Source organism: Mesorhizobium sp. M1004, assembly GCF_040318795.1.
Lineage (GTDB): Bacteria > Pseudomonadota > Alphaproteobacteria > Rhizobiales > Rhizobiaceae > Mesorhizobium.
Window position 1 is genome coordinate 117,760 of record NZ_JAMYNB010000003.1, and the last position, 23,864, is coordinate 141,623.

Genomic DNA, 23,864 nt, shown 5'->3' on the forward strand with positions numbered 1-23,864 from the left:
GAATGAGCGGAGCGCTAAAACCGCCAATCTCCCCCCTCGTGGGGGAGATGTCCGGCAGGACAGAGGGGGGCGCGAAGGAACGCGACGCCCGGTAAAGAGTGCAACGCTCTGACCCCCGCATCACGGCCGGCATTGTCGCGCTTGCGGCAATCGCGCTGCTGATCGGTGGCGCCTTCGCCGGCCTTATCCGGGAAGGCGCGCACGACCTTTCCGGCGCCGCGTCCGCCTTTGACCTCTATCTCGTGCGCGTTGTCCGCTTCACGCTCTGGCAGGCTGCGCTCTCGACTCTGCTTTCCGTCGTACCGGCGCTGTTCGTCGCCCGCGCGCTGTCGCGGCATCCGCGCTTCTTCGGACGCGGCTTCATCCTGCAGCTGTTTACTGTGCCCCTTGCCTTGCCGGCGATTGTCGCAGCGCTGGGCATACTGGCGCTCTATGGCCGCGCCGGTTATTTCGCCGCGATCGGTGGCCAGAGCTGGCCCGACATCTATGGGCTGCCAGGCATCCTCGTCGCCCACGTCTTCTTCAACCTGCCGCTGGCCACCCGGCTGTTCCTCGAAGCGCTGGGAACGGTGCCGGCCGATCAATGGCGGCTGGCGAGCCAGCTCGGCATGGGGGCGAGGCCAGCCTTCCGGCTGATCGAGTGGCCGGTGCTGCGCGCCGCGCTGCCGGGCGTCGCCGGGCTTGTCTTCATGCTTTGCATCACCTCCTTCACCATCGTGCTGATCCTCGGCGGCGGGCCGGCGGCGACGACGCTGGAAGTCGCCATCTATCAGGCGCTGCGTTTCGACTTCGATCCGGCGCGAGCGGTGACGCTGACGGTGCTGCAGATCGCGCTGACTTTTGCCGTCATGCTGGCGCTGACGCGGCTCGGCGCCAATGTGACCGGCGACGCCAATTTGCCTGTCGCGCCGCGCCGCTATCACTTGGCCGGCAAAGCAGAAACAGCGTTCAACGCCGTCCTGATCGTGCTCGCCTTGCTGTTCGTCGCCGGACCAATGGCGGCCACCGTCGCGTCCGGCCTCGACGCCGATCTCGGCCGGTTGGCGGGCGAGAGTGCCGTGCGTCAGGCGACGCTGACCAGCGCCGGTCTCGCCTTCTCGGCGGCGCTACTTTCGGTGGCGCTGTCGCTGTCGCTGATCATGGCGCGTCGGGCATTGTCGCTGCGCCGCCGGTCCAGTGCCCGTTCATTGCTCGAGCATGCCACCGACACCGGCGCCGGCTTCGTCCTCGTCGTGCCGCCGGTCGTCATCGGCGCCGGCTGGTTTCTCCTGCTGCGCACGGTCAGCGATGTCTTTGCCATCGCGCCGGTCATGGTCGTCACCGTCAATGCGGTGATGGCGATGCCCTTTGCCATCCGCGCGATGCGCCCGGCCTATGATGCGGCCAGCGAGCGCCACGAAAAGCTGTGCGCGCAGCTCGGCATTGCGGGCTGGAACCGGCTGCTTCTGGTCGACTGGCCATCGCTCCGGCGGCCGCTGGCCACCGGCTTTGCCTTCGCCGTGGCGCTGTCGCTCGGCGATCTCGGCGTCATCGCGCTGTTCGGCAGCGATTCGGTGCAGACCTTGCCCTATCTCCTGCTGGCGCGCATGGGCAGCTATCGCACGGCCGATGCTGCCGGGCTGGCTTTGCTGCTCGGGGCGGTCTGCCTTGCATTGGTGGTCGCGGCAGACTGGCTGGGACGGGGAGAGAGATCGTGACGTCCGCTGTGGAGAAAGGCACGACTGTCCGGCTGGACAAGGTCTCGTTCAGCTATGGCGAAACGTCATTCCTGTTCGATGTCGAATTCGATACATCTAAGATCACCGCCATCATGGGGGCAAGTGGTTCGGGCAAATCGACCTTGCTCAATCTGGTGGCTGGTTTCGAGACGCCGGAGTCCGGTCGTGTGCTGATCGGCGCCGCCGATGTCGGCGCCGAGCCGCCTTCGGCGCGGCCGGTATCGATGGTATTCCAGGAAAACAATCTGTTTGCTCATCTCTCGGTGGAGAAGAATGTCGGGCTCGGCCGCTCGCCATCGCTCAACCTGACCGACGCCGATCGCGCCGCAATCGCCGAGGCGCTTGACCGCGTCGGCCTGGCCGGCAAGGAAATGCGCCTGCCCCGCGAACTCTCCGGCGGCGAAAGGCAGCGCGTGGCGCTCGCCCGCGTTCTGGTGCGCGACCGGCCAGTGCTGCTGCTCGACGAGCCGTTCGCTTCGCTCGGGCCAGCACTGCGCGACGACATGCTCGACCTGGTGGCCGGCGTTCATGCCGAGCGGGCGATGACGGTGCTGTTCGTCACGCATCAGCCGGAAGACGCTCGCCGTATCGGCGAGCAGATGGTTTTTCTGGACAATGGCAGGGTTGCCGCGACGGGACCTGCCGCCGATTTTTTCGACGGCACTGGCCCTGAAGCGTTTCGGCGCTATATCGGCGCAAGTTCGGGCGGATCACGCGATATTGCCCGGAAGCGGACATAATTTACGACCAAACCGGCTACAGGTGATGTGGCGCTTGCTTGCCATGGTCCAGTCGATGTGGCTAGGTCCGCTTAGTACTGGTCCGGCACGAGCCGTGATTTGCCCCTACAGCGCCGCACCCGGCCGGATGCGTAAACGCTGTAGGTTTTTTGATGTGTGCAGGATTGCCAACGAAAACCGATTTTTCGCTGGCGCGGACCCCGGTCCAAATCATGCGCCGAGAGCTGAAGGAACGCCGTGCTGCCGACCGGCACTGACACTTTGAAACGCAGACCGCTGGTGCGCTTCCTCGCGCTGGCCGGCCTTGCCGTGGCGCTGGCCAGCTGCCAGATGTTCACGCCTCCCGAAGTGCAGGAATCCGGCTTCCAGCCTTCCGACAAGCCGATCACGGTCGACAATGTCGCCGCCAACAGCAAGCTTGCCGAACTGGCGAAGGCGCAACATCCGCGCATCCTTGCCACCTATGGCGGCGAATATTCCGATCCCAAGCTCGAGCGCATGGTGGCCAAGGTTGTCGGCAGCCTGACCGTGGTGTCGGCCAATCCGACCCAGACCTATCGCATCACCATCCTCAATTCGCCCAACGTCAACGCTTTCGCGCTGCCGGGCGGCTATCTCTACGTCACCCGCGGCCTGCTGGCGCTGGCCAATGATTCGGCCGAACTCGCCGCCGTCATCGCGCATGAGATGGGCCACGTCACCGCCAATCACGGCTTGCAGCGCCAGCAGCTCGAGGCCGAGGAAGGCCTGGCGACCAAGGTGGTCTCCGATGTGCTGGGCGACAGCCCGACCGCCAAGCAGGCATTGATCCGCGGCAAGCTGAGGCTGGCGCAGTTCTCGCGCAACCAGGAGCTGGAGGCAGACGCGATCGGCATCAAGTCGATCGGCGAGGCGGGTTACGATCCCTATGCCGCCGGGCGTTTCCTGCAGTCGATGTCGGCCTATACCGATTTCCGCTCGATCAGCGGCGCCACCGACGCCAGCCTCGACTTCCTGGCCACGCACCCCAACACGCCGCAGCGAATTGATCTGGCGCAGCGCCACGCCCGCCAGTTCGGCGCGCCGGGCATCGGCACCCGCGACCGCGATTCCTTCCTGGCCGGGATAGACGGCCTGCTCTATGGCGACACGCCGGAAGAGGGCTATGTGCGCGGCCAGACCTTCCTGCATCCGGGCCTCGGCGTTTCGTTCACGGTGCCCGACGGCTTCATCATCGACAATTCGGCGGCGGCAGTGACGGCGACCGGTCCCGGCGACATGGCGATCCGCTTCGACGGTGTGTCGATCGACAAGGATCGTGCGCTGACCGACTACATCAGAAGCGGCTGGGTGGCCGGTCTCGACGAGACCAGTGTGCGCCAGGAGACGATCGACGGCAACCAAGCGGCGACCGCGCACGCCGGCGCCGATGGCTGGCAGTTCGACATTGCGGTGATCCGCGCCGGCGGTCAGGTCTACCGGCTTTTGACAGCGGCCCCCTCGGCCAGCACGACACTCGATCCGGTGGCACGCTCGGTCAGCGGTTCGTTCCGCGTGCTCAGCCCCGCCGAGAAGGCGGCACTGAAGCCGCTGCATATCCGCGTCGTCACGGTACAGGCCGGGCAGACGATGGGCACACTTTCGGCGCAGATGGTCGGCGTCGACCGCAAGCTCGATCTGTTCCGCGTGCTCAACGCGATGTCGCCGGGCGCCTCGGTTTCGGCCGGCGACAAGGTCAAGATCGTCACGGACAGATAGCGCCGGTCTTCGTCAGAAACCCCAGCCTTCGTAGTGCTTTTTTCTGAGATAACTTTTCTGAGATAACTCGGGGCGGTACCCCTGTTCCTGGCAATCTCACGCTGCCATGAATTCGGGGTTCTGCTTGACCAGCGCGAGCTTGAGCTTTTCCATGGCGCGGGCCTCGATCTGGCGGACACGCTCCTTGGAAATGCCGAGCGTCTCGCCGAGCGCCTCAAGCGTCGCACCTTCGTCTGTCAGCCGACGCTCCTCGATGATCCTGAGTTCGCGGGCATTGAGCGCGCGGAGCGCCGTCTTCAGCCACATCAGGCGCCGTTCGACGTCGATGGTGTCGCCGGCGACCTCGTCAGGCAATGGATCGTCCGAAATCAGGAAGTCCATCCGCTCGGTGGTACCGGCCTCATCGGCGAGCGGTGCGTTGAGCGAAGAGTCAGGTGCTGAAAGCCTGGAATCCATCTTCTCGACATCGGCCTCGGAGACGCCGAGGGCTACCGAGACTTCGCGGTAGAGCGTGGCGTTAGAGATCGGCTCGGCGCCATTGGCAAGACGGGCGCGCAGGCGCCGCAGGTTGAAGAACAGCGCCTTTTGCGCCGAAGAGGTGCCGCCGCGAACGATCGACCAGTTGCGCAGGATATAGTCCTGCATCGAAGCGCGGATCCACCATGTCGCATAGGTCGAGAAGCGCACCTCGCGCTCCGGCTCGAAACGCGCGGCTGCTTCCAGCAGCCCGACATGGCCCTCCTGGACCAGATCTCCGAGCGGCAGGCCGTAATGTCGGAATTTCGAAGCCATGGAGATGACCAGCCGCATATGGGCGACGGTGATCTGATGCAGCGCCTGCTGATCCTGGTCCTCCTTCCAGCGCAAGGCGAGAACATGTTCCTCATCGCGCTCGAGGTAGGGGGCTTTCATTGCCGTGCGGACCATGGTCCGTCCTGCCGTGTCTTCGATCATGCCGCGCTCCTGCTCCCGGACATTTTCGGACGGCCTGGCGGCCGTTATCTCTGTTTGACGCAATTCCGAAGGAAACCGCTTTCCCACTTTCCTGGAATTGCTTCGGGCCTAGCGCAGCCAAGGGTTCTTGAAATGGAAACGCGGCGCCCTACAACAAGCCATGAACGTGCCACACCGGGGATTGGTTCCGCCGCCGATGGCGGTTGTTTTGTGCGGTCCGACAGGGCGCATCGACACCGCAGATCGGGACTATTGGCACCGATCCGAGCTGCTTTGAGAATCTGATTTCTGGATCGTCGTTTTTTTGAAATCTGGTTCCTTATTTTGCTGCGCTGTATCTGTCAGTTTCCGGCTCTCACAAGCGCCGGACACCGGCCAAGGACGGGATCACACAGAAATGAAATGGCTCAATTCGCTCATCGTCGCCGGAACGCTTCAGGTTCTGGCTGTTACATCAGGCCATGCCGGCGCCAATCTTGACCAGATCAAGCAGGCCGGCACCCTCAAAGTCGGCACCGAAGGCACCTATGCGCCCTTCACCTATCATGATGCTTCCGGCGCGCTGGTCGGCTTCGACGTCGAGATCGCCAAGGCGATCGGCGACAAGCTCGGCGTCAAGGTCGAGTTCCTCGAAGGCAAATGGGACGGGCTGATAGCCGGCCTCGACGCCAACCGCTACGACGCCGTGATCAACGAGGTCGGCATCACCGACGCGCGCAAGGCCAAGTACGATTTCTCCGATCCTTACATCGCCTCCAAGGCCGTGCTGATCGTGCGCGGCGACAACACCGACATCAAGACCTTCGCCGACCTCAAGGGCAAGAAGTCGGCACAGTCGTTGACATCGAATTTCGGCAAGCTCGCCGAGACCAACGGCGCCGAACTCGTCGGCACCGACGGCTTCGACCAGTCGATCCAGCTGCTGCTCACCGGCCGCGCCGACGCCACCATCAATGACAGCCTGTCTTTCCTCGACTTCAAGAAGCACAAGCCGGACGCCAATGTGAAGATCGCCGCGCAGGAAGAGAACGCCGACTATTCCGGCGTCATCGTGCGCAAGGGTGATCCGGAGCTGGTCGCGGCGATCAACAAGGCGCTGGCCGACATCAAGGCCGACGGCACCTACAAGAGGATCGCCGATACCTATTTCGGCCAGGATGTCTCGCAGTAAAGACCATCTCCCGGCGGTTTGCCGGCAATGACCAATAGCGGCGGGCCGTCTTTGACGGCTCGCCGTTTTTCGCATGATATGAGAAGCACACAATCGCACTGCCGTCACCGCGGCGGTCTGTGAAGGAGGAGCCGTTCGTGCCGCACTGGCTACACCTGATGCTGGACTCGTTGCCGACACTGCTGTGGGCGGCGTTGATCTTCACCGTACCGCTGACATTGCTATCGTTCGCACTCGGCCTGTTCGTCGGCCTGGTTGTCGCCCTGGTGCGGCTGTTCGGTCCCAAGCCTCTGGTTGCCGTGGCCCGCTTCTATGTCTGGATCTTTCGCGGCACGCCGCTTCTGGTGCAGCTGTTCCTGATCTTTTACGGCCTGCCTTCGGTCGGCATATTGCTGGACGCTTTTCCGGCGGCGCTGATTGGCTTCACCCTCAACATAGGCGCCTACAGTTCGGAAATTATCCGCGCCGTGATCGGCTCGGTGCCGAAGGGCCAGTGGGAGGCGGCCTATTCGATCGGCATGACCTGGAGCCAGGCGATGCGGCGCACCATCCTGCCGCAAGCCGGCCGCGTCGCCGTGCCGCCGCTGTCCAACACCTTCATCTCGCTGGTCAAGGATACGTCGCTGGCCGCCGCCATCACTGTGCCGGAGATGTTCCAGGCGGCGCAGCGCATCGTCGCCACCACCTATGAACCGCTGATCCTCTATGTCGAGGCGGCGATCCTTTATCTGGCGATGAGCTCGGTGCTTTCGGCCTTGCAGACGCGGCTGGAGGAGCGGCTCAACCGCTATGGCGGCTTCCTGGAGGCGCGCTCATGATCGGCCTCACCGACATCGAAAAGCGCTTCGGCGACAATCTGGTGCTGAAGGGCGTGACTGTCACCATTGCCGAAGGCAGCGTCACTGCGCTTGTCGGCCCCTCCGGCGGCGGCAAGAGCACACTGCTGCGCTGCATCAACCTGTTGGAGATCCCGACCTCGGGCATGGTGCGCATCGGCGACGAGACGCTGGAATTCCGTCCCGGCATCAAGATACCCAGCCGCGACATCCAGCGCCTGCGGCTGCAGACCGGCATGGTGTTCCAGAACTTCCAGCTGTTCCCGCATCGCACCGCGATCGAGAACGTCATGGAAGGCCTGGTGACGGTGCTGAAATGGCCGACGGCAAAGGCGCGCGAGCGGGCATTGGCGCTGCTCGAGAAGGTCGGCATGGCGCACAAGGCGGATGATTGGCCGGCAACGCTGTCGGGCGGCCAGCAGCAGCGTGTGGCCATTGCCCGCGCCCTGGCGCCGTCGCCGAAAGTGCTGCTTTGCGACGAGCCGACCTCGGCGCTCGATCCGGAACTGGCGCAGGAAGTGGTCGACGTGCTCGGAAAGCTCGCCAGCGAAGGCACCACCATGGTGATGGCCACGCACGACCTTCGCCTTGCCTCCAAGATCGCGCAGGAGGTGGTGTTCCTCGATGCTGGTGTCGTCGTCGAGAAGGGGCCGTCCACCGTGGTGTTCAGCAATCCGGAGCGGGAACGGACCAAGCGTTTTATTGCGACGCTGAAGCAGGAGGCGGAGAAGGAAGCCGGCGGCTGAGCCTTCTACGTTCCCCTTGTGAAGAGGTCGGACGGAAGGTCCGGGTGCGGTCTGGTGTCGTCCCCCATCCTCGCTGCTTCGCAGCGACCCTGCCTGGGCGAGCCACGGGTCTCGCCCGTCCTTGGAACCCCACAAGGGGGTAAAAACAAAAACCCGGCACAAGGCCGGGTTTTTCATGAATTCGACGGTGAAAGCGATCAGGCAGCTTCTTCCTGCTCGGCTTCCTCATTGTCGGCCTTGGCGCCGCGCTTCGGGCCCTTGTTGAGGTTGACCTCGATCAGGCGCACGGCTTCGGTTTCGGACATGCGGTTGACTGCCGCGATCTCGCGCGCCATGCGGTCGAGTGCCGCCTCATAGAGCTGACGCTCGGAATAGGACTGTTCCGGCTGGTTGTCGGCACGGTAGAGGTCGCGCACGACTTCCGAGATCGAGATCAGGTCGCCCGAATTGATCTTGGCATCATATTCCTGCGCACGGCGCGACCACATGGTGCGCTTGACGCGGGCGCGGCCCTGCACGACCTTCAGCGCGCGCTCGACATAATCCTCTTCCGACAGCTTGCGCATGCCGATGGAGGTCGCCTTGGCGACCGGAACCTTCAGGCGCATCTTGTCCTTCTGGAAGTCGATGACGAACAGTTCCAGCTTGTGGCCCGCAACTTCCTGCTCGTCGATCGAGACGATCTGGCCGACGCCGTGTGCCGGATAGACGATGTACTCGCCGGTCTTGAAACCGTGGCGTGCCGAGGTGGACTTCTTCTGCGGGGTGATCGTTGCCATTACGCCCTGAACTCCTTGTTGTGGCACCGGCGGCCTGCCGGTCCGAACGCATGCGACCGGGGACACCGATCGTTAGCCGCACAACAGATGAACCCATCGGAAAAAGCCGGGACCGGCAAACCGCATACATAGCGACTGCCTGGCCCAGATCGCTCTGGTCCGATTGGGGATTTCACCTTTCAGTGATTTGGGGCGCTTGCGCCATAAATCGACGTTGTGTCACCGGCATGTTTCAACTGGTGTAGCACAAAAAGTCGGAAGAATCAAGGTTTTGCTGCAAACGCGAAGGTCGAGCGACATCGCCGCCTGTCAAGGCAGTTAATGTATGAGGCGCGTTACGCAGCGTTATGACGATCCAATAGGCCACACTTTTTTGCTTTGCGCATCACCCTTTCCGAAATCGATTCCGATTTCAGCGTCATGTGCTCAGTCGCCTGCGCCGGGCTCGGCGGAGAAATATTTCTCGAACTTGCCGGCTTCGCCGTCGAAGCTCTTGGCATCTGCCGGAGGCTCCTTCTTGGCGGTGATGTTGGGCCATTTCTCGGCGTATTCGGTGTTGACCTGCAGCCATTTGTCGAGGCCCGGCTCGGTGTCGGGCTTGATTGCATCGGCCGGGCATTCCGGTTCGCAGACGCCGCAGTCGATGCACTCGTCGGGATGTATGACAAGCATGTTCTCGCCCTCGTAGAAGCAGTCGACCGGACAGACCTCGATGCAGTCCATGTACTTGCATTTGATGCAGTTGTCGGTCACGACATAGGTCATTGGTCGGCTCCGGGACGTCCCGTTCTTGCTAGAGCGACGTGCGTCCAATTGGACGCACAAAGTACGCTCTGACACTTTGAATCTGCGCATCGTGCCTTCCGAAAAATCGATTTCCGATTTTCGGGCCGATGCGGCGGCTTTTTTGGTGAGGTAACGCCTTTGCCTGCCGCTTGCAAGGGCAGCCATTGCAGGCGGGGCCCGCGTGTCCGGAATGAAATTCCAGACCGCCGGCATGGCGCAGACGGCCAAGGCTTCAGTCTTCGCCGAACAGCCGGTCGGTTTGCCTGCGCTCTTTCTTGGTCGGCCGGCCGCTGCCGGCGTCGCGCAGCGCCGGAATGGCATCGGCAACAGCCTCGCCTTTCGGCGCCGGCGGCGGGGACATGTCCTCGTAGAGCGTGCGCGCTTCCTCGGCCGGACCGCGCCGCACGCCGGTGCCAAGCACCTTCCAAATGAAAATACGGCGCTCGTGCGTAATGGTCAAAACGTCGCCAGGCTTGACCAGATCGGAGGCCTGCGCTGCTTTGTCGCTGTTGATGCGGACGCGTCCGGCGACAACCAGCTTGGCCGCCAGCGAGCGCGATTTTATCGCGCGCGAAAAGAACAGCCACTTGTCGATGCGCTGACGACCTTCAGCAACCATCTCAGTGAGTTATTTCTTGTTGGAGCATGATCTTGTCCGAAAACCGGTTCCACTTTTCGGGATCATGCTCAGAGCTTACTTCTTCAGCTGGTCGCGCAAGGCGGCGAGCTTGGCGAAGGGCGAGTCCGGATCGAAGCGCGCAGGGCGTTCCTCGCGTGGCTTGGCCTGGAAAGCCGGCTTGGCGCCTTGCGGTCCGCCTTTGCCTTCCGGCCTGCCGCCTTTCCAGTCAGGCCGGCCCTCGCGCGGACGCTCGCCTTGCGGCTTGCCGTCGCGGCGCTGTTCGCCCTCGGCCTGCGGCTTGGGCTTGAACTTCGAACGGTCGAAGCGTGGCTTGGCGGCACCGTCGCGCTGGTCGCGCCGGCCCTGATAGGCCGGCCGTTCGCCCGGTGCCGGCTGTCCGCCGGCAGCGTCGGCCGGCGCATCGGCGCGGCTAGCCTGGCCGTTACGCGGGCGATTGTCTCTGCGGTTGTCTTGCCGATGGCGCGGGCGCTGCTCGAAACGGCCCTGCCGCCACAGCAAGATGGGCTTTGGGGCTTCGGCCTCGGCGCTTCCACCCTCCCCCTCGTGGGGAGGGTCGGCGCGCAGCGCCGGGGTGGGGGCAGCGCCGGCGTCGGTGGTTGCACCTGCATCGGCTACGCGGTCTGCACTATCGGTTTCGTCAGCGCTGTCACCCCCACCCGCGTCGCTTCGCGCCGCGACCTCCCCCATCGAGGGGGAGGTAAAAGCGTCGGCGCTTTCGGTGACAGTGTCGTCAGCCTCTGCAACGGCCGGAGCGTGTTCTTGCGCTGCAGGCTCTGCAGTTGTTTCGTCGATGGCTGGGACCTCGGCGGTAGCTTCAACGGCCGCAGCTGGCTCCGAACCCTCGGCAGGCGCTTCCGGCTGAGCGTCTGCAACAGCCTCCGATGCGACTTCGGCAACGGGCTCCTCAGCCGCAACCTCAGTGGCGGAAGCCGCATCCGGCTCCGAACTGTCGGTCGGCGCTTCAGCGACAGCTTCGCCTGCAGCGGCTTCCGCCGTCTGGGCCTGCTCGGCCTTCGCTGCCGCTTCCGCCAGCTTTGCCGCCGCGGCTTCGCGCGCGGCATTGTCCTGTGCTTCCAGCCGCGCCTTGACCTCTGCCGGCGGCTTCGGCTCGGCGCGATAGCCGAGACCTTTCAGGATCTCTTCCATGTCGTCGGCGGTGGCGCCGAGGATGGACATCATCGGCGGCGTCACCATGAAGGACTGGCCGTCATAGGCGCCGTCCGGGCGCTGTCCCAGACCGGGCTTCCAGTTGGTCGCAGGCCGGATCAGGTCGGCCAGCCGTTCCAGAATGTCGATGCGCACGGCGCGGCGGCCGAGATTGCGGTAGCCGGCAAGCTTGTAGAAGCTCTTGTCGAAAGCAGGATCGATGACCACCGAGGTGCGGCCGGAAGCCAGTGCGTGCACCACGTCGCCAAAGCCCGGCTTGTCCTTGCCGTCGTTCTTCAGCGCCCACAACAGCGTAATCAGTCCGGCGGGCGCCGGCTTGATCAGCGCCGGCACGAAGACGTGGTAGGCGCCGAAGCGCACACCGAGCCGACGCAAGGCGGCGCGACCCTCCTGGTCGAGCGACTTCATTTCCTCGGCGATGTCGCGGCGGTTGATGAGGCCGAAATGCTCGACGAGCTGGAAGGCGATGCCACGGCCGATGCCGGCGATCTGCTCGGCATTCTTCAAGTCGACCAGCGGCTTCAGCAGCGACTCGATCTGGAAATTGACGAAACGCTCGGCGCGCGCGGCGACCTTGTCTCGGGCGGGGCCGGTCAACTGCTCGTCGGCCAAAAGCACCAGGCGCGGCTTCAGCGCGTCCTCGCCGGCAACCAGCGTGCCGATCGGCGCGCCGATCCAGCGCAGCGTGCCGTCGGAGCCGAGCGCAAGGTCGCCATTGGCGCAGGCGCCGAAGCGTTCGGCACGCGCCTCGAACTCGGCGGCCAGCGCTTTTTGCGCTGCCGTACGCACGGCCTTGGCGTCTTCGCCGCCGGCGCTCTGGTCGGCGGTGAAGCGGAACCCTTGCAACTCGCCGACATGATGGCCTTCGACAAGGACGGTTCCGGTAGGACTGATTTCGGCTTCAGGCATTGTATTTTCTCTAAGGCGCCGCATGAGGACGGAAGTCCTGCGGTCTACAAACCGTTTCGTCAACCGCTCATGCAGCGCATCCGACAATCTGTCTTCGATTTCGCGCGTCTTTTCCCGCCAGTGTGCCTGATCGGCCAGCCAGCCCGGCCGGTTGGACACGAATGTCCAGGTGCGGATCTGCGCAATGCGGTGCGACAGCGTGTCGATATCGCCTTCGGTGGTGTCGGCGCGGCGCACCTGCTCGGCCATGTAGTTCTCGTCGACATGGCCGTGTTTGGCGAGGTCGGTGTAGATCGAGGCGATCAGGTCGGAGTGCTGGGCCGGCGCGATCTTGCGGTAGTCCGGCAGAGCACAGGCTTCCCACAGCAGCGCGACGCGCTTGGCATTGGTAGCCAGCGCGCGGATGTCCTCGTCGCGGGAGAGATGTTCGAGCGCCTGCGCATCGACCGCCGGCAACGCCCGCGTCAGGCCTTCGACCGGCGCGTTGGTCTCGATCGAGCGCTTCAGGGCGTCGAGGCTGGCGAAGTCGAAATGCGCGGTGCGCCATTGCAGCACCTTTACCGGATCGAACTCATGCCCCTCGATGCGCTTGACCAGTTCCTCGTCCAGCGGATCGACCTGGCCGGTGACGCCGAAGGTGCCGTCGCGCAGATGCCGGCCGGCGCGGCCGGCGATCTGGCCGAGCTCGGCCGCCGTCAGGTTGCGGTACTGGTAGCCGTCGAATTTGCGGTTCTGGGCGAAGGCGACATGATCGAGATCAAGGTTGAGGCCCATGCCGATGGCGTCGGTGGCGACGAGATAGTCGACGTCGCCTGCCTGGAACATTGCCACCTGGGCGTTGCGGGTGCGGGGCGACAGCGCGCCGAGCACGACCGCCGCTCCTCCTTGCTGGCGGCGGATCAGCTCAGCGATGGCATAGACCTCGTCGGCGGAGAAAGCGACGATCGCCGTACGCCGCGGCAGGCGGGTCAATTTCTTCGAACCGGCATAGGCCAGGTGCGACAGGCGAGGGCGCGTCACCACCGAGACGCCTCTTAGCAGCTTTTGCAGGATGCCATGCATGGTGGCCGCGCCGAGCAGCAGCGTTTCCTGGCGCCCGCGCAGGTGCAGGATTCGGTCGGTGAAGATATGGCCGCGCTCGAGGTCGCCGGCGAGCTGCACCTCGTCGATGGCGACGAAGGCAACGTCGGTCTCGCGCGGCATGGCTTCGACGGTGCAGACCGAATATTTCGCGCCGGGCGGCTGGATTTTTTCCTCGCCGGTGATGAGCGCCACCTTGTGGGCGCCGACCTTTTCGCAGACGCGGGCATAGACCTCGCGCGCCAGAAGGCGGAGCGGCAGGCCGATAATGCCGCTCTCATGCGCCACCATGCGCTCGATGGCGAGATGGGTCTTGCCGGTGTTGGTCGGACCCAGTACGGCAGTCACGTCGCGGCCCGACAGGATCAGCGGCTCGGTGTGTTTCGGCTGGATGTTCATCGGCCTGGAGATGAGGCTTTCTGCATCGTGTTGTCGGGAGCGCGCCTCGCATGGCGCGTATGACAGGCGACACATAGGGATTTCAGGCGCGAAGCGAAAGCGGAATGTTCCGGCCGGCAGTCCCACGGTTCGTCTTTGAGGTCTCAATTAACAGTTGGAACGAGTCTGGAACGAATCGGCGACGAATCAGTGACTCCGGCAGATTCAGCTTTTGTTCACGGCTACATGTGGATTTTGCGAGCCTGAGTCTCACCATATGCTGAATCGCGGAAACTGGCCCGATTCCTGCAAGGCGACCATTGGCGTTAACCTTTGCCGGCGGGGCATCGTCGTGATCCGATACGCCTCGGCCAACATTATGAAATTGCTGAATTTTCTTAATCGGCCTTAACCATTTGACGGTGGTTTCCGGCCTTGGTCGTTAACGTTCCGCTCAAAGTCGGAACGAATCGGTGACGAATCAGCGATCGCGGGATTTTCCTGGTTTGTTCACCCCAACATCTTGTGTTGTCCACAGCTTGTCCATCGAGAATTCACAGCTTGCGAACCGGGTTTTGCACAGGGCGCCTGGAAATCGTTAATCTTTGCGTGCCGGAACGGGTCAATCGCCGCGACAGCACTCGGTGCCCGCCGGTTCAGGCCGCGTCGTGGCCTGTTGCATAACGTTGCAACACCGGTCCCACATTCCGGATGATTTCCTCATGCGACAGGGCGACGACGGGCTCAAGCCGCAACAGATATCGGCAGGTCGCCAGGCCCAGCAGCTGGCTGGCAACCAGCCCGGCGCGCCGTCCGGCGTCCGCTGGGTCGCCTATCGATGCAACCATCGGCCTCACCTGGTTGGCGAAGACGTCGCGGACCTTCTCGGCCGCGTGCTCGTTCGACGCAGCCGAGCGTAGCAGGATTATCATGCCTGGCCCGTTGGCCTGACCTTCCCAGTTTACCAGAAAGCGCCTGATCAGCGTTTCACCGATGGCGGTAGGGTCTATCCGCTGATCCGGCAGTTGGAGGTCCACGACGGCGGCCCTGGCGAACAGCTCGTCCTTGCTGTGGAAATAACGGATCACCATGGCCGGATCGATCGAGGCCTGCGCCGCAACGTCGCGGATTGAGGTGCCGTCATAGCCGTGCTCGGAGAAAAGCCGGCGTGCGGCTTCAAGGATTTGGGCTCGTGTTCGGTCCGACTTGGTCTGCTTGTTCGGCTGCTTCTCGTTCATCCAGATTCATATGCCAACAGCCGTTGACAAATGCAATCCAACTTACTAGAAGTCAACACGTGTTGATAAATGGAGACGGGGAATGCTGCCTGAGACAACGGAAGTCCTTATCATTGGCGCCGGCCCGACTGGTATGGCGCTATCAATCGCGCTGCATCAAGCTGGCGTCGATCACGTGCTGATCGACAGACTGACGCAGGGTCTGCAAACGTCGCGCGCTGGGGTCATCCATGCGCAAACGCTGGAATCACTGGAGCCGCTCGGCCTCACGCAGCGGCTGAGTGAGCTTTCCGTGAATCTCGACGATTTCGCCATCCGCGATCGGAGCCGGGTGCTGCTCAAGCTCGATTTCGGCAAGCTGCCGTCAAAGCATCCCTACCTGATGATGCTGCCGCAGAACGTGACCGAGCAGGTGTTCGCTGAACGGATCGCGGTCCTGGGTGGCGTCATTCATCGCGAGGTCGAGGCTGTGGCCGTTGCTCAAGACAGTGACGGCGCGCGCGTGACAGTGGTCGAGCAGGGCCACGAAAAACTCATCTCGGCGCGATACGTCGTCGGAGCCGACGGCATGCAGAGCCTGGTGCGCAAGTCGACCGGCATCGAGTTCGATGGCGAGGCCTATGATGGTTCGTTTGTGCTGGCCGACGTTCGCCTGGACTGGCCTGTAGGACCGGCCGAAGTGTCGCTGTTTTTCGCACCGGCGGGCCTGGTGGTGGTGGCGCCGCTGCCGGATGGCTCGTACCGCGTCGTCGCGACGATGAAGGATGCGCCGGAAAAGCCCGGCACCGCCGACATCCAGGCATTGCTCGATAGCCGCGGGCCAACCACGACAAGAGCCCGCGTGCTCGACCTGACGTGGAGTTCGCGCTTTCGCGTGCATCATCGTCTGGTCAGGGCCTATCGCAAGGACCGGCTGTTCCTGATGGGCGATGCCGCGCATGTACACAGTCCCGCGGGTGGGCAGGGCATGAATACCGGCATCATCGACGCGGTCGTGCTTGGCCAGTTGCTTGGCGATGTGGTGAACGGCATTCGCTCGGCGACGGAACTCGACCTATACGAAAAGCTGCGCCGCCCAGCGGCTCAGGAAGTGCTCGATCTTGCGGGGAAGATGACGGAGATGGCGCTTGCCCATGATCCGGCGAAGCGGTTCGTCCGCAACCTGTCGCTTTCCTTGGTGAATCTTCTGCCGTTCGTGAAGCGTCGCATTGCGCTGAAGCTGTCGGGTCTCAGTCGGGCCTCAAACGCCCGGCTGCCGGCGCCCGCAAAGGCGCCTGGCTTAATTGCCGCCAGCAAGCCTGAGGCCAAATCAGGGCTGAAGCTCGCCGCCTGACAGTTGCGACGGTCAGGCGAATCGGCGCGTTGCCGAGTGCGGCATGACGTCAGACGAAGTACTGGCCGCCATTGGCTGTAATGGTCGAACCGGTGATGAAGCCGGCGTCTTCGGAAGCGAGGAAGACGACGCAACGCGCGATCTCTTCCGGTTCGCCGAGGCGGCCGACCGGGATCTGCGGGATGATGCGTTCATTCAGCACCTTCTCGTCGATCGCCTTGACCATCTCGGTGGCGATGTAGCCGGGGCAGATGACATTGACGGTGATGCCCGCGCGCGCGCCCTCCTGCGCCAGCGCCTTCGAGAAGCCGATGTCGCCGGCCTTTGCGGCGGAATAGTTGACCTGGCCGGCCTGGCCTTTCTGGCCGTTGATGGAGGAGATGGTGATGACGCGGCCGAATTTGCGGTCGCGCATGCCGCCCCACAGCGGATGCGTCATGTTGAAGACGCCAGACAGATTGGTGTCGATGACTTCCTTCCACTGCTCGCGCGTCAGCTTGTGGAACATGGCGTCGCGGGTAATGCCGGCATTGTTGACCAGCACCGAGACCGGGCCGAGATCGGCCTCGACCTGTTTGATTCCGGCGGCACAGGCGTCGTAGTCGGCGACCGACCATTTGTAGGCCTTGATGCCGGTTTGTGCGCTGAACTTCCCCGCTGCCTCGTCATTGCCGGCATAGTTGGCTGCAACGGTGTAACCGGCATTCTTCAGGCTGATCGATATGGCGGCGCCGATGCCGCGCGATCCACCGGTGACGAGCGCTACTTTGGTCATTGAAAGTTCTTCCTCCCTTTGTCGGAAGAAGGGAATAGGGAGTAGGGAGTAGCGAGTAGGGATCGATATCCCGCCGCGCTGCCCCTTCTTCCCCATTCACTACTCCCTATTCACTACTCACTTCTCTTTCACAGCGCTTCCACGCACAGAGCGACGCCCATGCCGCCGCCGATGCACAGCGTGGCAAGGCCCTTCTTGGCGCCGCGGCGGCGCATCTCGAAAACCAGCGTGTTGAAGACGCGGGCGCCCGACGCGCCGATCGGATGGCCGATGGCGATGGCGCCGCCATTGACGTTGACGATCGACGTATCCCAGCCCATGCCCTTGTTGACGGCGCAGGCCTGCGCGGCGAAGGCTTCATTGGCCTCGACAAGGTCGAGGTCCTTGACCGACCAGCCGGCCTTCTCGAGCGCCCGCTTCGAGGCGGGAATAGGTCCGGTGCCCATGATCGCCGGATCGACGCCGGCCGTCGCCCATGAGGCGATGCGCACCAGCGGGGTGATGCCGCGCCTTGTGGCTTCAGCCTCGCTCATCAGCAGCGCGCCGGCGGCGCCGTCATTGATGCCCGACGCGTTGGCGGCGGTCACGGTGCCGTCCTTGTCGAAAGCCGGCTTCAGCTTGGACATGGCGTCGATGGTGGCGCCGTGGCGGATGTACTCGTCCTGGTCGACGACAGTGTCGCCCTTCCTGCCCTTGATCGTGAAGGCGACGATCTCGTCCTTGAACTTGCCGGCCTTCTGCGCGGCCTCGGCCTTGTTTTGCGAGGCCAGCGCAAACTGGTCCTGGTCGTCGCGGGTGATCTGGAACTGGCGGGCGACGTTCTCGGCGGTGTTGCCCATGTGGTAGCCGTTGAAGGCGTCCCACAACCCGTCCTTGATCATGGTATCGATCATCTTGTAGTCGCCCATCTTGACGCCGGCGCGCAGGTGCTCGGCGTGCGGCGACAGCGACATCGATTCCTGGCCGCCGGCGATGATCACAGTGGCGTCGCCGGCGGCGATCTGCTGCATGCCGAGCGCGATGGCGCGCAGGCCAGAGCCGCAAACCTGGTTGAGGCCCCAGGCGGTGGTCTCCTTGGGCAGGCCGGCATTGATCGACGCCTGGCGGGCGGGGTTCTGGCCCTGCGCGGCGGTCAGCACCTGGCCGAGAATGACCTCGTCGACTTCACCCGGCTCGACGCCGGCGCGCGCCAAAAGCTCCCTGATGACGACGGCGCCAAGTTCATGCGCCGGGGTGGCGGCGAAGGCGCCGTTGAAAGAGCCGACAGCCGTGCGTGCGGCGCTGGCAACGACGATTGAATTGGAAGCGGACATTTTTCTCTCCAGACTTCGAGGTGTCGTGTTCTTGGGGGCTTGTTGGGACTTTTCTTGCCCGTTCCACACCCCAAGTCAAACCGGAAATGGGCATGCCGGCCAAGCGCCGCAAGCAGGGCGTGAGCGGCCGGCGGGATCGCCCAACCTTTGCTGCGCAGCATAATTGGCCGGCCATGCAGCAATAAATGATGCCGCACTGCACAAAGCGCTTGGAATTATAGAGCTTTTGCGCATATCCTTAAAAATGGCGCAATCGTTACCGGCGGCTTACTCAGGCGCGCCGGTGTCCCGGGAGGATGCTGATGGCCGCGAAAGACGACCCTATCATTATCAAGAAATATGCCAATCGCCGGCTCTACAACACCGGCACCAGCACCTATGTCACGCTCGAGGATCTGGCCGAGATGGTCAAGAAGGGCGAGGAGTTCACCGTCCAGGACGCCAAGACCGGTGACGACATTACCCATCCGGTGCTGACGCAGATCATCTTCGAACTGGAGAACAAGGATGGGCAGAACATGCTGCCGATCCCGTTCCTGCGCCAGTTGATCGCTTTCTATGGCGACCAGATGCAGCAGATCGTGCCGAGCTTCCTCGAACAGTCGATGATGGCCTTCTCCAAGGAACAGGAGCGATTCCGCGAGCAGATGAAGGGCGCGATCGGCAAGTCGCCGCTGGATGTAATGAAGATCGCCACTCCGATCAAGGCGCTGGAAGAGCAGACACGCCGCAACATGGAAATGTTCCAGAACGCGATGCGCCTGTTCACGCCGTTCCCGACCGCCGCCACAAATGCTGCGGCCGCGGCTGCACCCGAGCCGGCCCGCAAGGATGTCCCGGAAAAGAGCGGCGACGACCTTCAGGAACTGAAGCAACAGATCGCCGCCATGCAGCGCAAGCTTGACACCATGTCGTAGAGGCGGCCGGGCAATGGTCTGAACCGGCTCAACCCGGCTGGGCCTTGCCTCACGGGTCGATTTCAGTTGCCACGATTCCCAGATATTCGTCGGGCTGCCCGCCGAGTGAGCGGTAGAATGCCTTCGCCGGTATGTTGGATTTCAGCACCGTCCATTTGATGGCCGATGCGCCGATGCCGATGGCGTGTTGGCGAAGCTGTTCAACAAGCGCATGGCCGACCCCCATCCCGCGCGCCGCTTCAGTGACGTAGAGTTCCTTCAGCCAGACAACCGGCTTCAGGTCGTAGGTCCAGGGGATGAGGTAGTGGACGGCGATGCCGACGATCACGCCCTCGCGCTCCGCCACCAACACGCCGAACCGGGGCGATGGTCCCAGCCCGTGCTCGATGAGGTTCGCTTAGGTGACGCGAAGCTTGTCGTCATAACCCTCGAAGACGACTAGCGCCCGCATGAGGGCGAGCACCGCACCGACATCCTCGCGCACGAATGGACGAATTCTAACCATCGCCTTTGCATGCTTACTCCAGCCCGACCATATCGCGTGGACGCTGCCGCGCAGCCTGGCCTTGGCCTCACGCGTGCAAGACACCGGGCTCCTTGCCTGAAGCGAAAGGAAGGTCCTCGTCCTGCCAACCGGTTATGCCGCCGATCATGATCTTCACGGGACGACCGAGGCTGGCCAGCTTGAAGGCCGCCTGATCCGCGCCATTGCAATGCGGTCCCGCGCAATAGACGACGAACAGCGTCTTTTCGGGCCATTGCACCATCCGCTCGGCCGATATTTCGCGGTGGGGCAGATGCAGCGCGCCCGGCACATGGCGGCGTCCATAGGCTTCCGGCGAACCGACCACATGCAGGAGAACAAAGTCCGGCTCCCCGGCACGCATTGCGGCGGCGACGTCGGAACAGTCGGTCTCGACGGAAAGCCGGCGCAGAAAATGGTCGCGGGCGATATCCGGCGATGCCGCCGGAATGTCTGTCACGTGGCTCATCCTCGTATCTCCATTGCTGATGCGACGGAGAGATAAGACAGGAAGCAGGGCGATTGCAGCTGGCAGCTTTGCCATATATCGTCAAGATCATGCCATCCTCTGCCAATCCGCGCCCTGCCAACCCTCTTGTCGTTGCCGTTGCCTATGACGGGCTGTGCACGTTCGAGTTTGGCGTGGCGGTTGAGATCTTCGCCTTGCCCCGGCCGGAAATGGGTGAGGATTGGTACCGTTTTGCGGTTGCCGGTATTGATACCGGTGAAATGCGCGCGCTGGGCGGCGTGCGTATTGTTGCCGACGGCGGGATCGATCTGATCGGCCAGGCCGGCACGGTGATCGTACCGGGATGGCGCGGAACGGAGGCTCCGGTGCCGCCGGCGCTGATCGAGGCGCTTCGAAAGGCACACGAGCGCGGCTCTCGCATTCTTTCGATCTGTTCGGGCGTGTTCGTGCTTGCCGCCGCCGGCCTGCTTGCGGGCAAAAGAGCGACCACGCATTGGCGCTACAGCGAGAAGCTGACGGAGATGTACCCCGACATCACCGTGATTCCGGACGTTTTGTACATCGATGAGGGCAATGTGCTGACATCGGCAGGCAGTGCCGCGGGCATCGACCTCTGCCTGCATCTGGTTCGGCGCGACTTCGGCACCAAGGCTGCAAACATGGTGGCGAGCCGTCTGGTCGTGCCGCCGCATCGCGACGGCGGCCAGGCGCAGTATGTCGAGAGTTCCGTTCCCGAGCCACATGAGCGCAGCCGGCTTGGACCGTTGATCGACAGGATGCGCGCCGATATTGCCGCCGACTATCCCGTCGCCATCTTGGCCGAGCTTGCCGGTATGAGCGAGCGGACGTTCCTGCGCCGGTTCGCGGCCGCAACCGGCGTCACGCCGGCGCGCTGGCTGCTGTCGGAACGGCTTTCGCGGGCGCGCACGCTGCTGGAAGACACCGCCATGCCGATCGAACGGATTGCCGAGACTGCCGGCTTTGGCGCGGCAGGCACGCTGCGGCATCATTTTCGTCAGCAGTTCGCCACGACGCCCGTCGCGTACCGTGCGCGGTTCGGGAACACGGCCAGGTCGGCTTAAGTCACGCGTCCCTCATAGCGGCCACGCGGCCTGATGATGCTGCCGCTAATGATCTGTTCGACCATATGCGCGGCCCAGCCGACACTGCGTCCGAGCGCAAACAGCTGGAACGGTGCATCGCGCGGCAAGCCAAGGCCGCGCGTTAGTGCGGCCAGGGCGAAGTCGATGTTGGGCTGGGCACCGGCCGCCGCCATGGCGGCTTTTTGCAGCTGTTGCAGCGTCTCGTCGACAGGGATGACTTCCAGAAGTGCGGTGGCACGGGGATCGCCGTCGGGATAGAGCGGATGGCCGAACGCCGGCAAGGGCCGATCATGGCCGAGCCAGCGCCGGATCGCCGCATCCGCGCCGTGGGCTGCTGCATCTTCAGCCAGTTGCATCACCGCTTCGCCGGCGCCACCGTGGCGCGGGCCGGACAGCGTTGCCAGGCCGGCCAGCAGGCATGCGGCAGGCGAGGCGCCTGTGGACGCTGCGACGCGGGCGGCGAAGGTCGATGCGTTGAGTTCATGATCGGCGAGCAGGACGAGGGCGCAGCGGATCGCTTCCGCGCCGGCATCATCCACCGACCAGCCCTGCGCCAGGCGCTTATGGACGGGCGCTGTGCCGGCTTCAGCGCCCAGCGACTGCGCCAGCGCTCCGACTGTGCGCGCGGCCTCGGTGCACAGCGAGGCGGCGCTGCGTCCTAGCGAAGGCCGCCCGTGGCCTGCAAGCATGGCAAGCTGCGCAAAGGCCGAGGCGCGGCCGACTGGATGAGGCGCTTCAGGTGACGGAGCTTTGAACGTCACCGGTTCGGCCGAGGCCCACAGCAGAGCGGCGGTTTCCTCCAGCGTCGCCGATTTGGCGAGCGCAACGGCGTCTTGCCCTCGGTAGATGAGGCTCCCGTGCAGAACGGTCGAAATTGCTGTTGCAATCGAGGGTTCGCCCCAGGCGATCGCACTCTCGGCGATGGCCGAGGGACTGCGGCCGCGCGCCCGGCGGGTCGCCAGTGCGGCGATGTCGTCGGCGCGGTACTGGCTGCGGCGCGGGTCGCTCTCATCCGGCCGCATGCCGATGCGGCCACGGCTGACATAGGCGTAAAGCGTCTGCGGCCGCACCTTGAGCCTTTCCAGCGCCTCTTCCCGCGACAGCCATTCGGACATTTTCAGCCCATACATTGATTATATTGATCAAGATTGATCGAGGCGCAGCCTAACCCTTATCTCCCATGCAGAAAAGCTGCAAGGAGATGAGATATGGCGAACGGGCTCGATGATGTGGTGGCGGCGGAGACCGTGCTCTCCGATGTCGATGGCCTTGGCGGCCGCCTGACGATCCGCGGTCATTCGCTGCCGGAATTGGCGGGACGCTGGCGCTATGCGCAAGTGGTTCGCCTGTTGCTCGACGGCTTCTTCGACGGCCTTCCCGGCGATGCCGAACTGGCAGCGAGGCTGGGCAAGGCTCGCGTCGAGGTGTTCGAGCGGCTTGCGCCCTCGCTGCCGCTGCTCGCACCGCTTGAGATCTATAGCGCCATGCGCGCCGGCATGGCGCTGCTGCCGGATGGCGAGACGCTGACGGACGCCTTGCGGCTGATCGCGGCGCCCGCTGTGCTGACGCCGGCTCTGCTGCGGCTGGCGCGTGGCGAGCAGCCGATCGCACCTGACGCGAAGGCCGATCATGCCGCCGACATGCTGAGGATGCTCGAGGGATCCATCCCGTCGCCGGCGCTGGCAAGGGCACTCGACACCTATCTGGTGACCGTCTGCGATCACGGCCTCAACGCCTCGACCTTCGCCACCCGCGTCGTGGCATCGACGCTGGCCGGGCTGACATCGTCGGTGCTGGCCGGGCTCGGCGCGCTCAAGGGGCCGCTGCACGGCGGCGCGCCCGGCCCGGTGATCGAGATGCTCGATGCAATCCAGGCGCATGGCGACGCGGCCGGTTGGCTGCGCGAGAAGGTCGCGCATGGCGAGCGCATCATGGGTTTCGGCCATCGTATCTACCGCGTGCGCGATCCGCGCGCCGATGTACTGAAAGCCGTCGTGCGGCAGCTCGGCAGCGAGGGCGAAGCCGGCCGCCGGCTGGCCTTCGCCGAACAGGTCGAGCAGACGGCGCTCGAAGTGCTGCGGATCGCCAAGCCGCAGCGCTCGTTGCAGACCAATGTCGAGTTCTACACAGCGCTTGTGCTTGAGGCGGCGGGCTTTCCGCCACAGGCGTTCAGCAATGTCTTTGCTGCCGGACGTGTCGCCGGCTGGATCGCGCATGCGCGCGAACAGCAGACGACAGGGCGGCTGATCCGTCCACAGTCGCGCTATGTCGGGCCGGTGCCGAAGCTTGTCGCTTGAATTTTTTGCGAAGATGACCCCACCCTAGCCTGCCGAGGCGAGCCACGGGTCTCGCCCGTCCTTCGGACCCCACAAGGGGGGAGGGAAGCTGCCGCGCGCCGCCGAAACGTCGGTGGTTTGCTGAGATCAGCGTCCACCAAGTCTCCCTCCCCCTTGTGGGGAGGGATCAAGGGTGGGGGTATTCGTAGGGCGAAGACCTCGGCGTGGAGGACCATTCCCCATGACCAAAATTTCATGTGATCACGCGACCGTGTT

The 23,864-nt window shown here is 63.9% G+C and carries 21 protein-coding genes; 10 read left to right on the forward strand and 11 right to left on the reverse strand.

Annotated elements, in window-relative coordinates; translation table 11 throughout:
- Positions 1–98: 98 nt before the first annotated feature.
- The 3 genes from thiP to NKH54_RS07485 all read left to right on the forward strand — a co-directional run bounded on the left by thiP (position 99) and on the right by NKH54_RS07485 (position 4,195).
- Positions 99–1,697, forward strand: coding sequence for a thiamine/thiamine pyrophosphate ABC transporter permease (gene thiP, locus NKH54_RS07475; RefSeq protein WP_023693604.1), 1,599 nt, complete (start codon positions 99–101; stop codon positions 1,695–1,697).
- Positions 1,694–2,458 carry a thiamine ABC transporter ATP-binding protein gene (thiQ, locus tag NKH54_RS07480; protein ID WP_031208755.1) on the forward strand — a complete coding sequence of 255 codons (765 nt, stop codon included), beginning with the start codon at positions 1,694–1,696 and terminating at the stop codon, positions 2,456–2,458. The genes thiP and thiQ overlap by 4 nt, the downstream gene beginning before the upstream one ends.
- A 330-nt stretch (positions 2,459–2,788) precedes the next feature.
- Entirely contained in the window at positions 2,789–4,195 is a 1,407-nt protein-coding gene (locus NKH54_RS07485; protein WP_245260137.1) for a M48 family metalloprotease, read from the forward strand.
- 96 nt (positions 4,196–4,291) lie between these two features.
- On the opposite strand, the gene NKH54_RS07490 is transcribed toward NKH54_RS07485, so the two are convergent.
- Positions 4,292–5,149, reverse strand: a complete 858-nt coding sequence (locus NKH54_RS07490) for an RNA polymerase factor sigma-32 (RefSeq protein WP_023693606.1) — start codon at positions 5,147–5,149, stop codon at positions 4,292–4,294.
- A 397-nt stretch (positions 5,150–5,546) separates the two neighbouring features.
- Here NKH54_RS07490 and NKH54_RS07495 point away from each other — a divergent pair, with 397 nt between their 5' ends.
- The 3 genes from NKH54_RS07495 (at position 5,547) to NKH54_RS07505 (ending at position 7,902) form a co-directional block, all read left to right on the forward strand.
- On the forward strand, positions 5,547–6,320 hold the full coding sequence (locus NKH54_RS07495; protein WP_023707253.1) for an amino acid ABC transporter substrate-binding protein: 774 nt from the start codon (positions 5,547–5,549) through the stop codon (positions 6,318–6,320).
- Positions 6,321–6,457: 137 nt separating this feature from the next.
- Complete coding sequence (locus NKH54_RS07500; protein ID WP_023752863.1) at positions 6,458–7,138, forward strand: amino acid ABC transporter permease; 681 nt, start codon at positions 6,458–6,460, stop codon at positions 7,136–7,138.
- Entirely contained in the window at positions 7,135–7,902 is a 768-nt protein-coding gene (locus tag NKH54_RS07505) for an amino acid ABC transporter ATP-binding protein (RefSeq protein WP_023673665.1), read from the forward strand. Before NKH54_RS07500 ends, NKH54_RS07505 begins: the two co-directional genes overlap by 4 nt.
- A gap of 197 nt (positions 7,903–8,099) precedes the next feature.
- On the opposite strand, the gene NKH54_RS07510 is transcribed toward NKH54_RS07505, so the two are convergent.
- The 5 genes from NKH54_RS07510 to NKH54_RS07530 all read right to left on the reverse strand — a co-directional run bounded on the left by NKH54_RS07510 (position 8,100) and on the right by NKH54_RS07530 (position 14,879).
- Complete coding sequence (locus NKH54_RS07510) at positions 8,100–8,681, reverse strand: CarD family transcriptional regulator (RefSeq protein WP_023673664.1); 582 nt, start codon at positions 8,679–8,681, stop codon at positions 8,100–8,102.
- A gap of 426 nt (positions 8,682–9,107) precedes the next feature.
- Entirely contained in the window at positions 9,108–9,446 is a 339-nt protein-coding gene (gene fdxA, locus NKH54_RS07515) for a ferredoxin FdxA (protein WP_353027956.1), read from the reverse strand.
- Between the two features lie 253 nt (positions 9,447–9,699).
- Positions 9,700–10,086 (reverse strand): RNA-binding S4 domain-containing protein, encoded by a 387-nt coding sequence (locus NKH54_RS07520; protein ID WP_023673663.1) that lies wholly within the window; start codon positions 10,084–10,086, stop codon positions 9,700–9,702.
- 75 nt (positions 10,087–10,161) lie between these two features.
- Complete coding sequence (locus NKH54_RS07525) at positions 10,162–13,662, reverse strand: helicase-related protein (RefSeq protein ID WP_353027957.1); 3,501 nt, start codon at positions 13,660–13,662, stop codon at positions 10,162–10,164.
- 635 nt (positions 13,663–14,297) lie between these two features.
- Positions 14,298–14,879, reverse strand: a complete 582-nt coding sequence (locus tag NKH54_RS07530; protein WP_023693613.1) for a TetR/AcrR family transcriptional regulator — start codon at positions 14,877–14,879, stop codon at positions 14,298–14,300.
- A gap of 82 nt (positions 14,880–14,961) precedes the next feature.
- Between NKH54_RS07530 and NKH54_RS07535 the strand changes: the two genes are divergently transcribed.
- Positions 14,962–16,212 (forward strand): FAD-dependent oxidoreductase, encoded by a 1,251-nt coding sequence (locus NKH54_RS07535; protein ID WP_353027958.1) that lies wholly within the window; start codon positions 14,962–14,964, stop codon positions 16,210–16,212.
- A gap of 49 nt (positions 16,213–16,261) precedes the next feature.
- Here NKH54_RS07535 and phbB read toward each other — a convergent pair whose 3' ends face one another.
- Entirely contained in the window at positions 16,262–16,987 is a 726-nt protein-coding gene (gene phbB / locus NKH54_RS07540; protein WP_353027959.1) for an acetoacetyl-CoA reductase, read from the reverse strand.
- A 128-nt stretch (positions 16,988–17,115) separates the two neighbouring features.
- A complete protein-coding gene (locus tag NKH54_RS07545; protein ID WP_023673832.1) occupies positions 17,116–18,300 on the reverse strand; it encodes an acetyl-CoA C-acetyltransferase in 1,185 nt (394 codons plus the stop codon).
- Between the two features lie 302 nt (positions 18,301–18,602).
- Between NKH54_RS07545 and phaR the strand changes: the two genes are divergently transcribed.
- Entirely contained in the window at positions 18,603–19,217 is a 615-nt protein-coding gene (phaR, locus tag NKH54_RS07550; protein WP_023685813.1) for a polyhydroxyalkanoate synthesis repressor PhaR, read from the forward strand.
- A 49-nt stretch (positions 19,218–19,266) separates the two neighbouring features.
- Here phaR and NKH54_RS07555 read toward each other — a convergent pair whose 3' ends face one another.
- Positions 19,267–19,569 (reverse strand): GNAT family N-acetyltransferase, encoded by a 303-nt coding sequence (locus tag NKH54_RS07555; RefSeq protein ID WP_348530005.1) that lies wholly within the window; start codon positions 19,567–19,569, stop codon positions 19,267–19,269.
- Between the two features lie 220 nt (positions 19,570–19,789).
- Complete coding sequence (locus tag NKH54_RS07560; protein WP_027050807.1) at positions 19,790–20,209, reverse strand: rhodanese-like domain-containing protein; 420 nt, start codon at positions 20,207–20,209, stop codon at positions 19,790–19,792.
- A gap of 89 nt (positions 20,210–20,298) precedes the next feature.
- Between NKH54_RS07560 and ftrA the strand changes: the two genes are divergently transcribed.
- Positions 20,299–21,291, forward strand: a complete 993-nt coding sequence (gene ftrA, locus NKH54_RS07565) for a transcriptional regulator FtrA (protein WP_502907493.1) — start codon at positions 20,299–20,301, stop codon at positions 21,289–21,291.
- Here the strand turns inward: ftrA and NKH54_RS07570 are convergent.
- Positions 21,288–22,427: a citrate/2-methylcitrate synthase gene (locus NKH54_RS07570; RefSeq protein WP_353027960.1), complete on the reverse strand. Its 1,140-nt coding sequence runs from the start codon at positions 22,425–22,427 to the stop codon at positions 21,288–21,290. The genes ftrA and NKH54_RS07570 overlap by 4 nt on opposite strands.
- 93 nt (positions 22,428–22,520) lie before the next feature.
- Here NKH54_RS07570 and NKH54_RS07575 point away from each other — a divergent pair, with 93 nt between their 5' ends.
- Complete coding sequence (locus NKH54_RS07575; RefSeq protein WP_023708562.1) at positions 22,521–23,609, forward strand: citrate synthase/methylcitrate synthase; 1,089 nt, start codon at positions 22,521–22,523, stop codon at positions 23,607–23,609.
- Positions 23,610–23,864: the final 255 nt, after the last annotated feature.

Bases quoted from the DNA above. Each gene is read 5' to 3' on its own strand.
- NKH54_RS07485 (WP_245260137.1), top strand. From the start codon at position 2,789: ATGTTCACGCCTCCCGAAGTGCAGGAATCCGGCTTCCAGCCTTCCGAC.
- NKH54_RS07490 (WP_023693606.1), bottom strand. From the start codon at position 5,149: ATGATCGAAGACACGGCAGGACGGACCATGGTCCGCACGGCAATGAAA.
- NKH54_RS07495 (WP_023707253.1), top strand. From the start codon at position 5,547: ATGAAATGGCTCAATTCGCTCATCGTCGCCGGAACGCTTCAGGTTCTG.
- NKH54_RS07505 (WP_023673665.1), top strand. From the start codon at position 7,135: ATGATCGGCCTCACCGACATCGAAAAGCGCTTCGGCGACAATCTGGTG.
- NKH54_RS07510 (WP_023673664.1), bottom strand. From the start codon at position 8,681: ATGGCAACGATCACCCCGCAGAAGAAGTCCACCTCGGCACGCCACGGT.
- fdxA (WP_353027956.1), bottom strand. From the start codon at position 9,446: ATGACCTATGTCGTGACCGACAACTGCATCAAATGCAAGTACATGGAC.
- NKH54_RS07520 (WP_023673663.1), bottom strand. From the start codon at position 10,086: ATGGTTGCTGAAGGTCGTCAGCGCATCGACAAGTGGCTGTTCTTTTCG.
- NKH54_RS07525 (WP_353027957.1), bottom strand. From the start codon at position 13,662: ATGAACATCCAGCCGAAACACACCGAGCCGCTGATCCTGTCGGGCCGC.
- NKH54_RS07530 (WP_023693613.1), bottom strand. From the start codon at position 14,879: ATGAACGAGAAGCAGCCGAACAAGCAGACCAAGTCGGACCGAACACGA.
- NKH54_RS07535 (WP_353027958.1), top strand. From the start codon at position 14,962: ATGCTGCCTGAGACAACGGAAGTCCTTATCATTGGCGCCGGCCCGACT.
- phbB (WP_353027959.1), bottom strand. From the start codon at position 16,987: ATGACCAAAGTAGCGCTCGTCACCGGTGGATCGCGCGGCATCGGCGCC.
- NKH54_RS07545 (WP_023673832.1), bottom strand. From the start codon at position 18,300: ATGTCCGCTTCCAATTCAATCGTCGTTGCCAGCGCCGCACGCACGGCT.
- phaR (WP_023685813.1), top strand. From the start codon at position 18,603: ATGGCCGCGAAAGACGACCCTATCATTATCAAGAAATATGCCAATCGC.
- NKH54_RS07560 (WP_027050807.1), bottom strand. From the start codon at position 20,209: ATGAGCCACGTGACAGACATTCCGGCGGCATCGCCGGATATCGCCCGC.
- ftrA (WP_502907493.1), top strand. From the start codon at position 20,299: ATGCCATCCTCTGCCAATCCGCGCCCTGCCAACCCTCTTGTCGTTGCC.
- NKH54_RS07570 (WP_353027960.1), bottom strand. From the start codon at position 22,427: ATGTCCGAATGGCTGTCGCGGGAAGAGGCGCTGGAAAGGCTCAAGGTG.
- NKH54_RS07575 (WP_023708562.1), top strand. From the start codon at position 22,521: ATGGCGAACGGGCTCGATGATGTGGTGGCGGCGGAGACCGTGCTCTCC.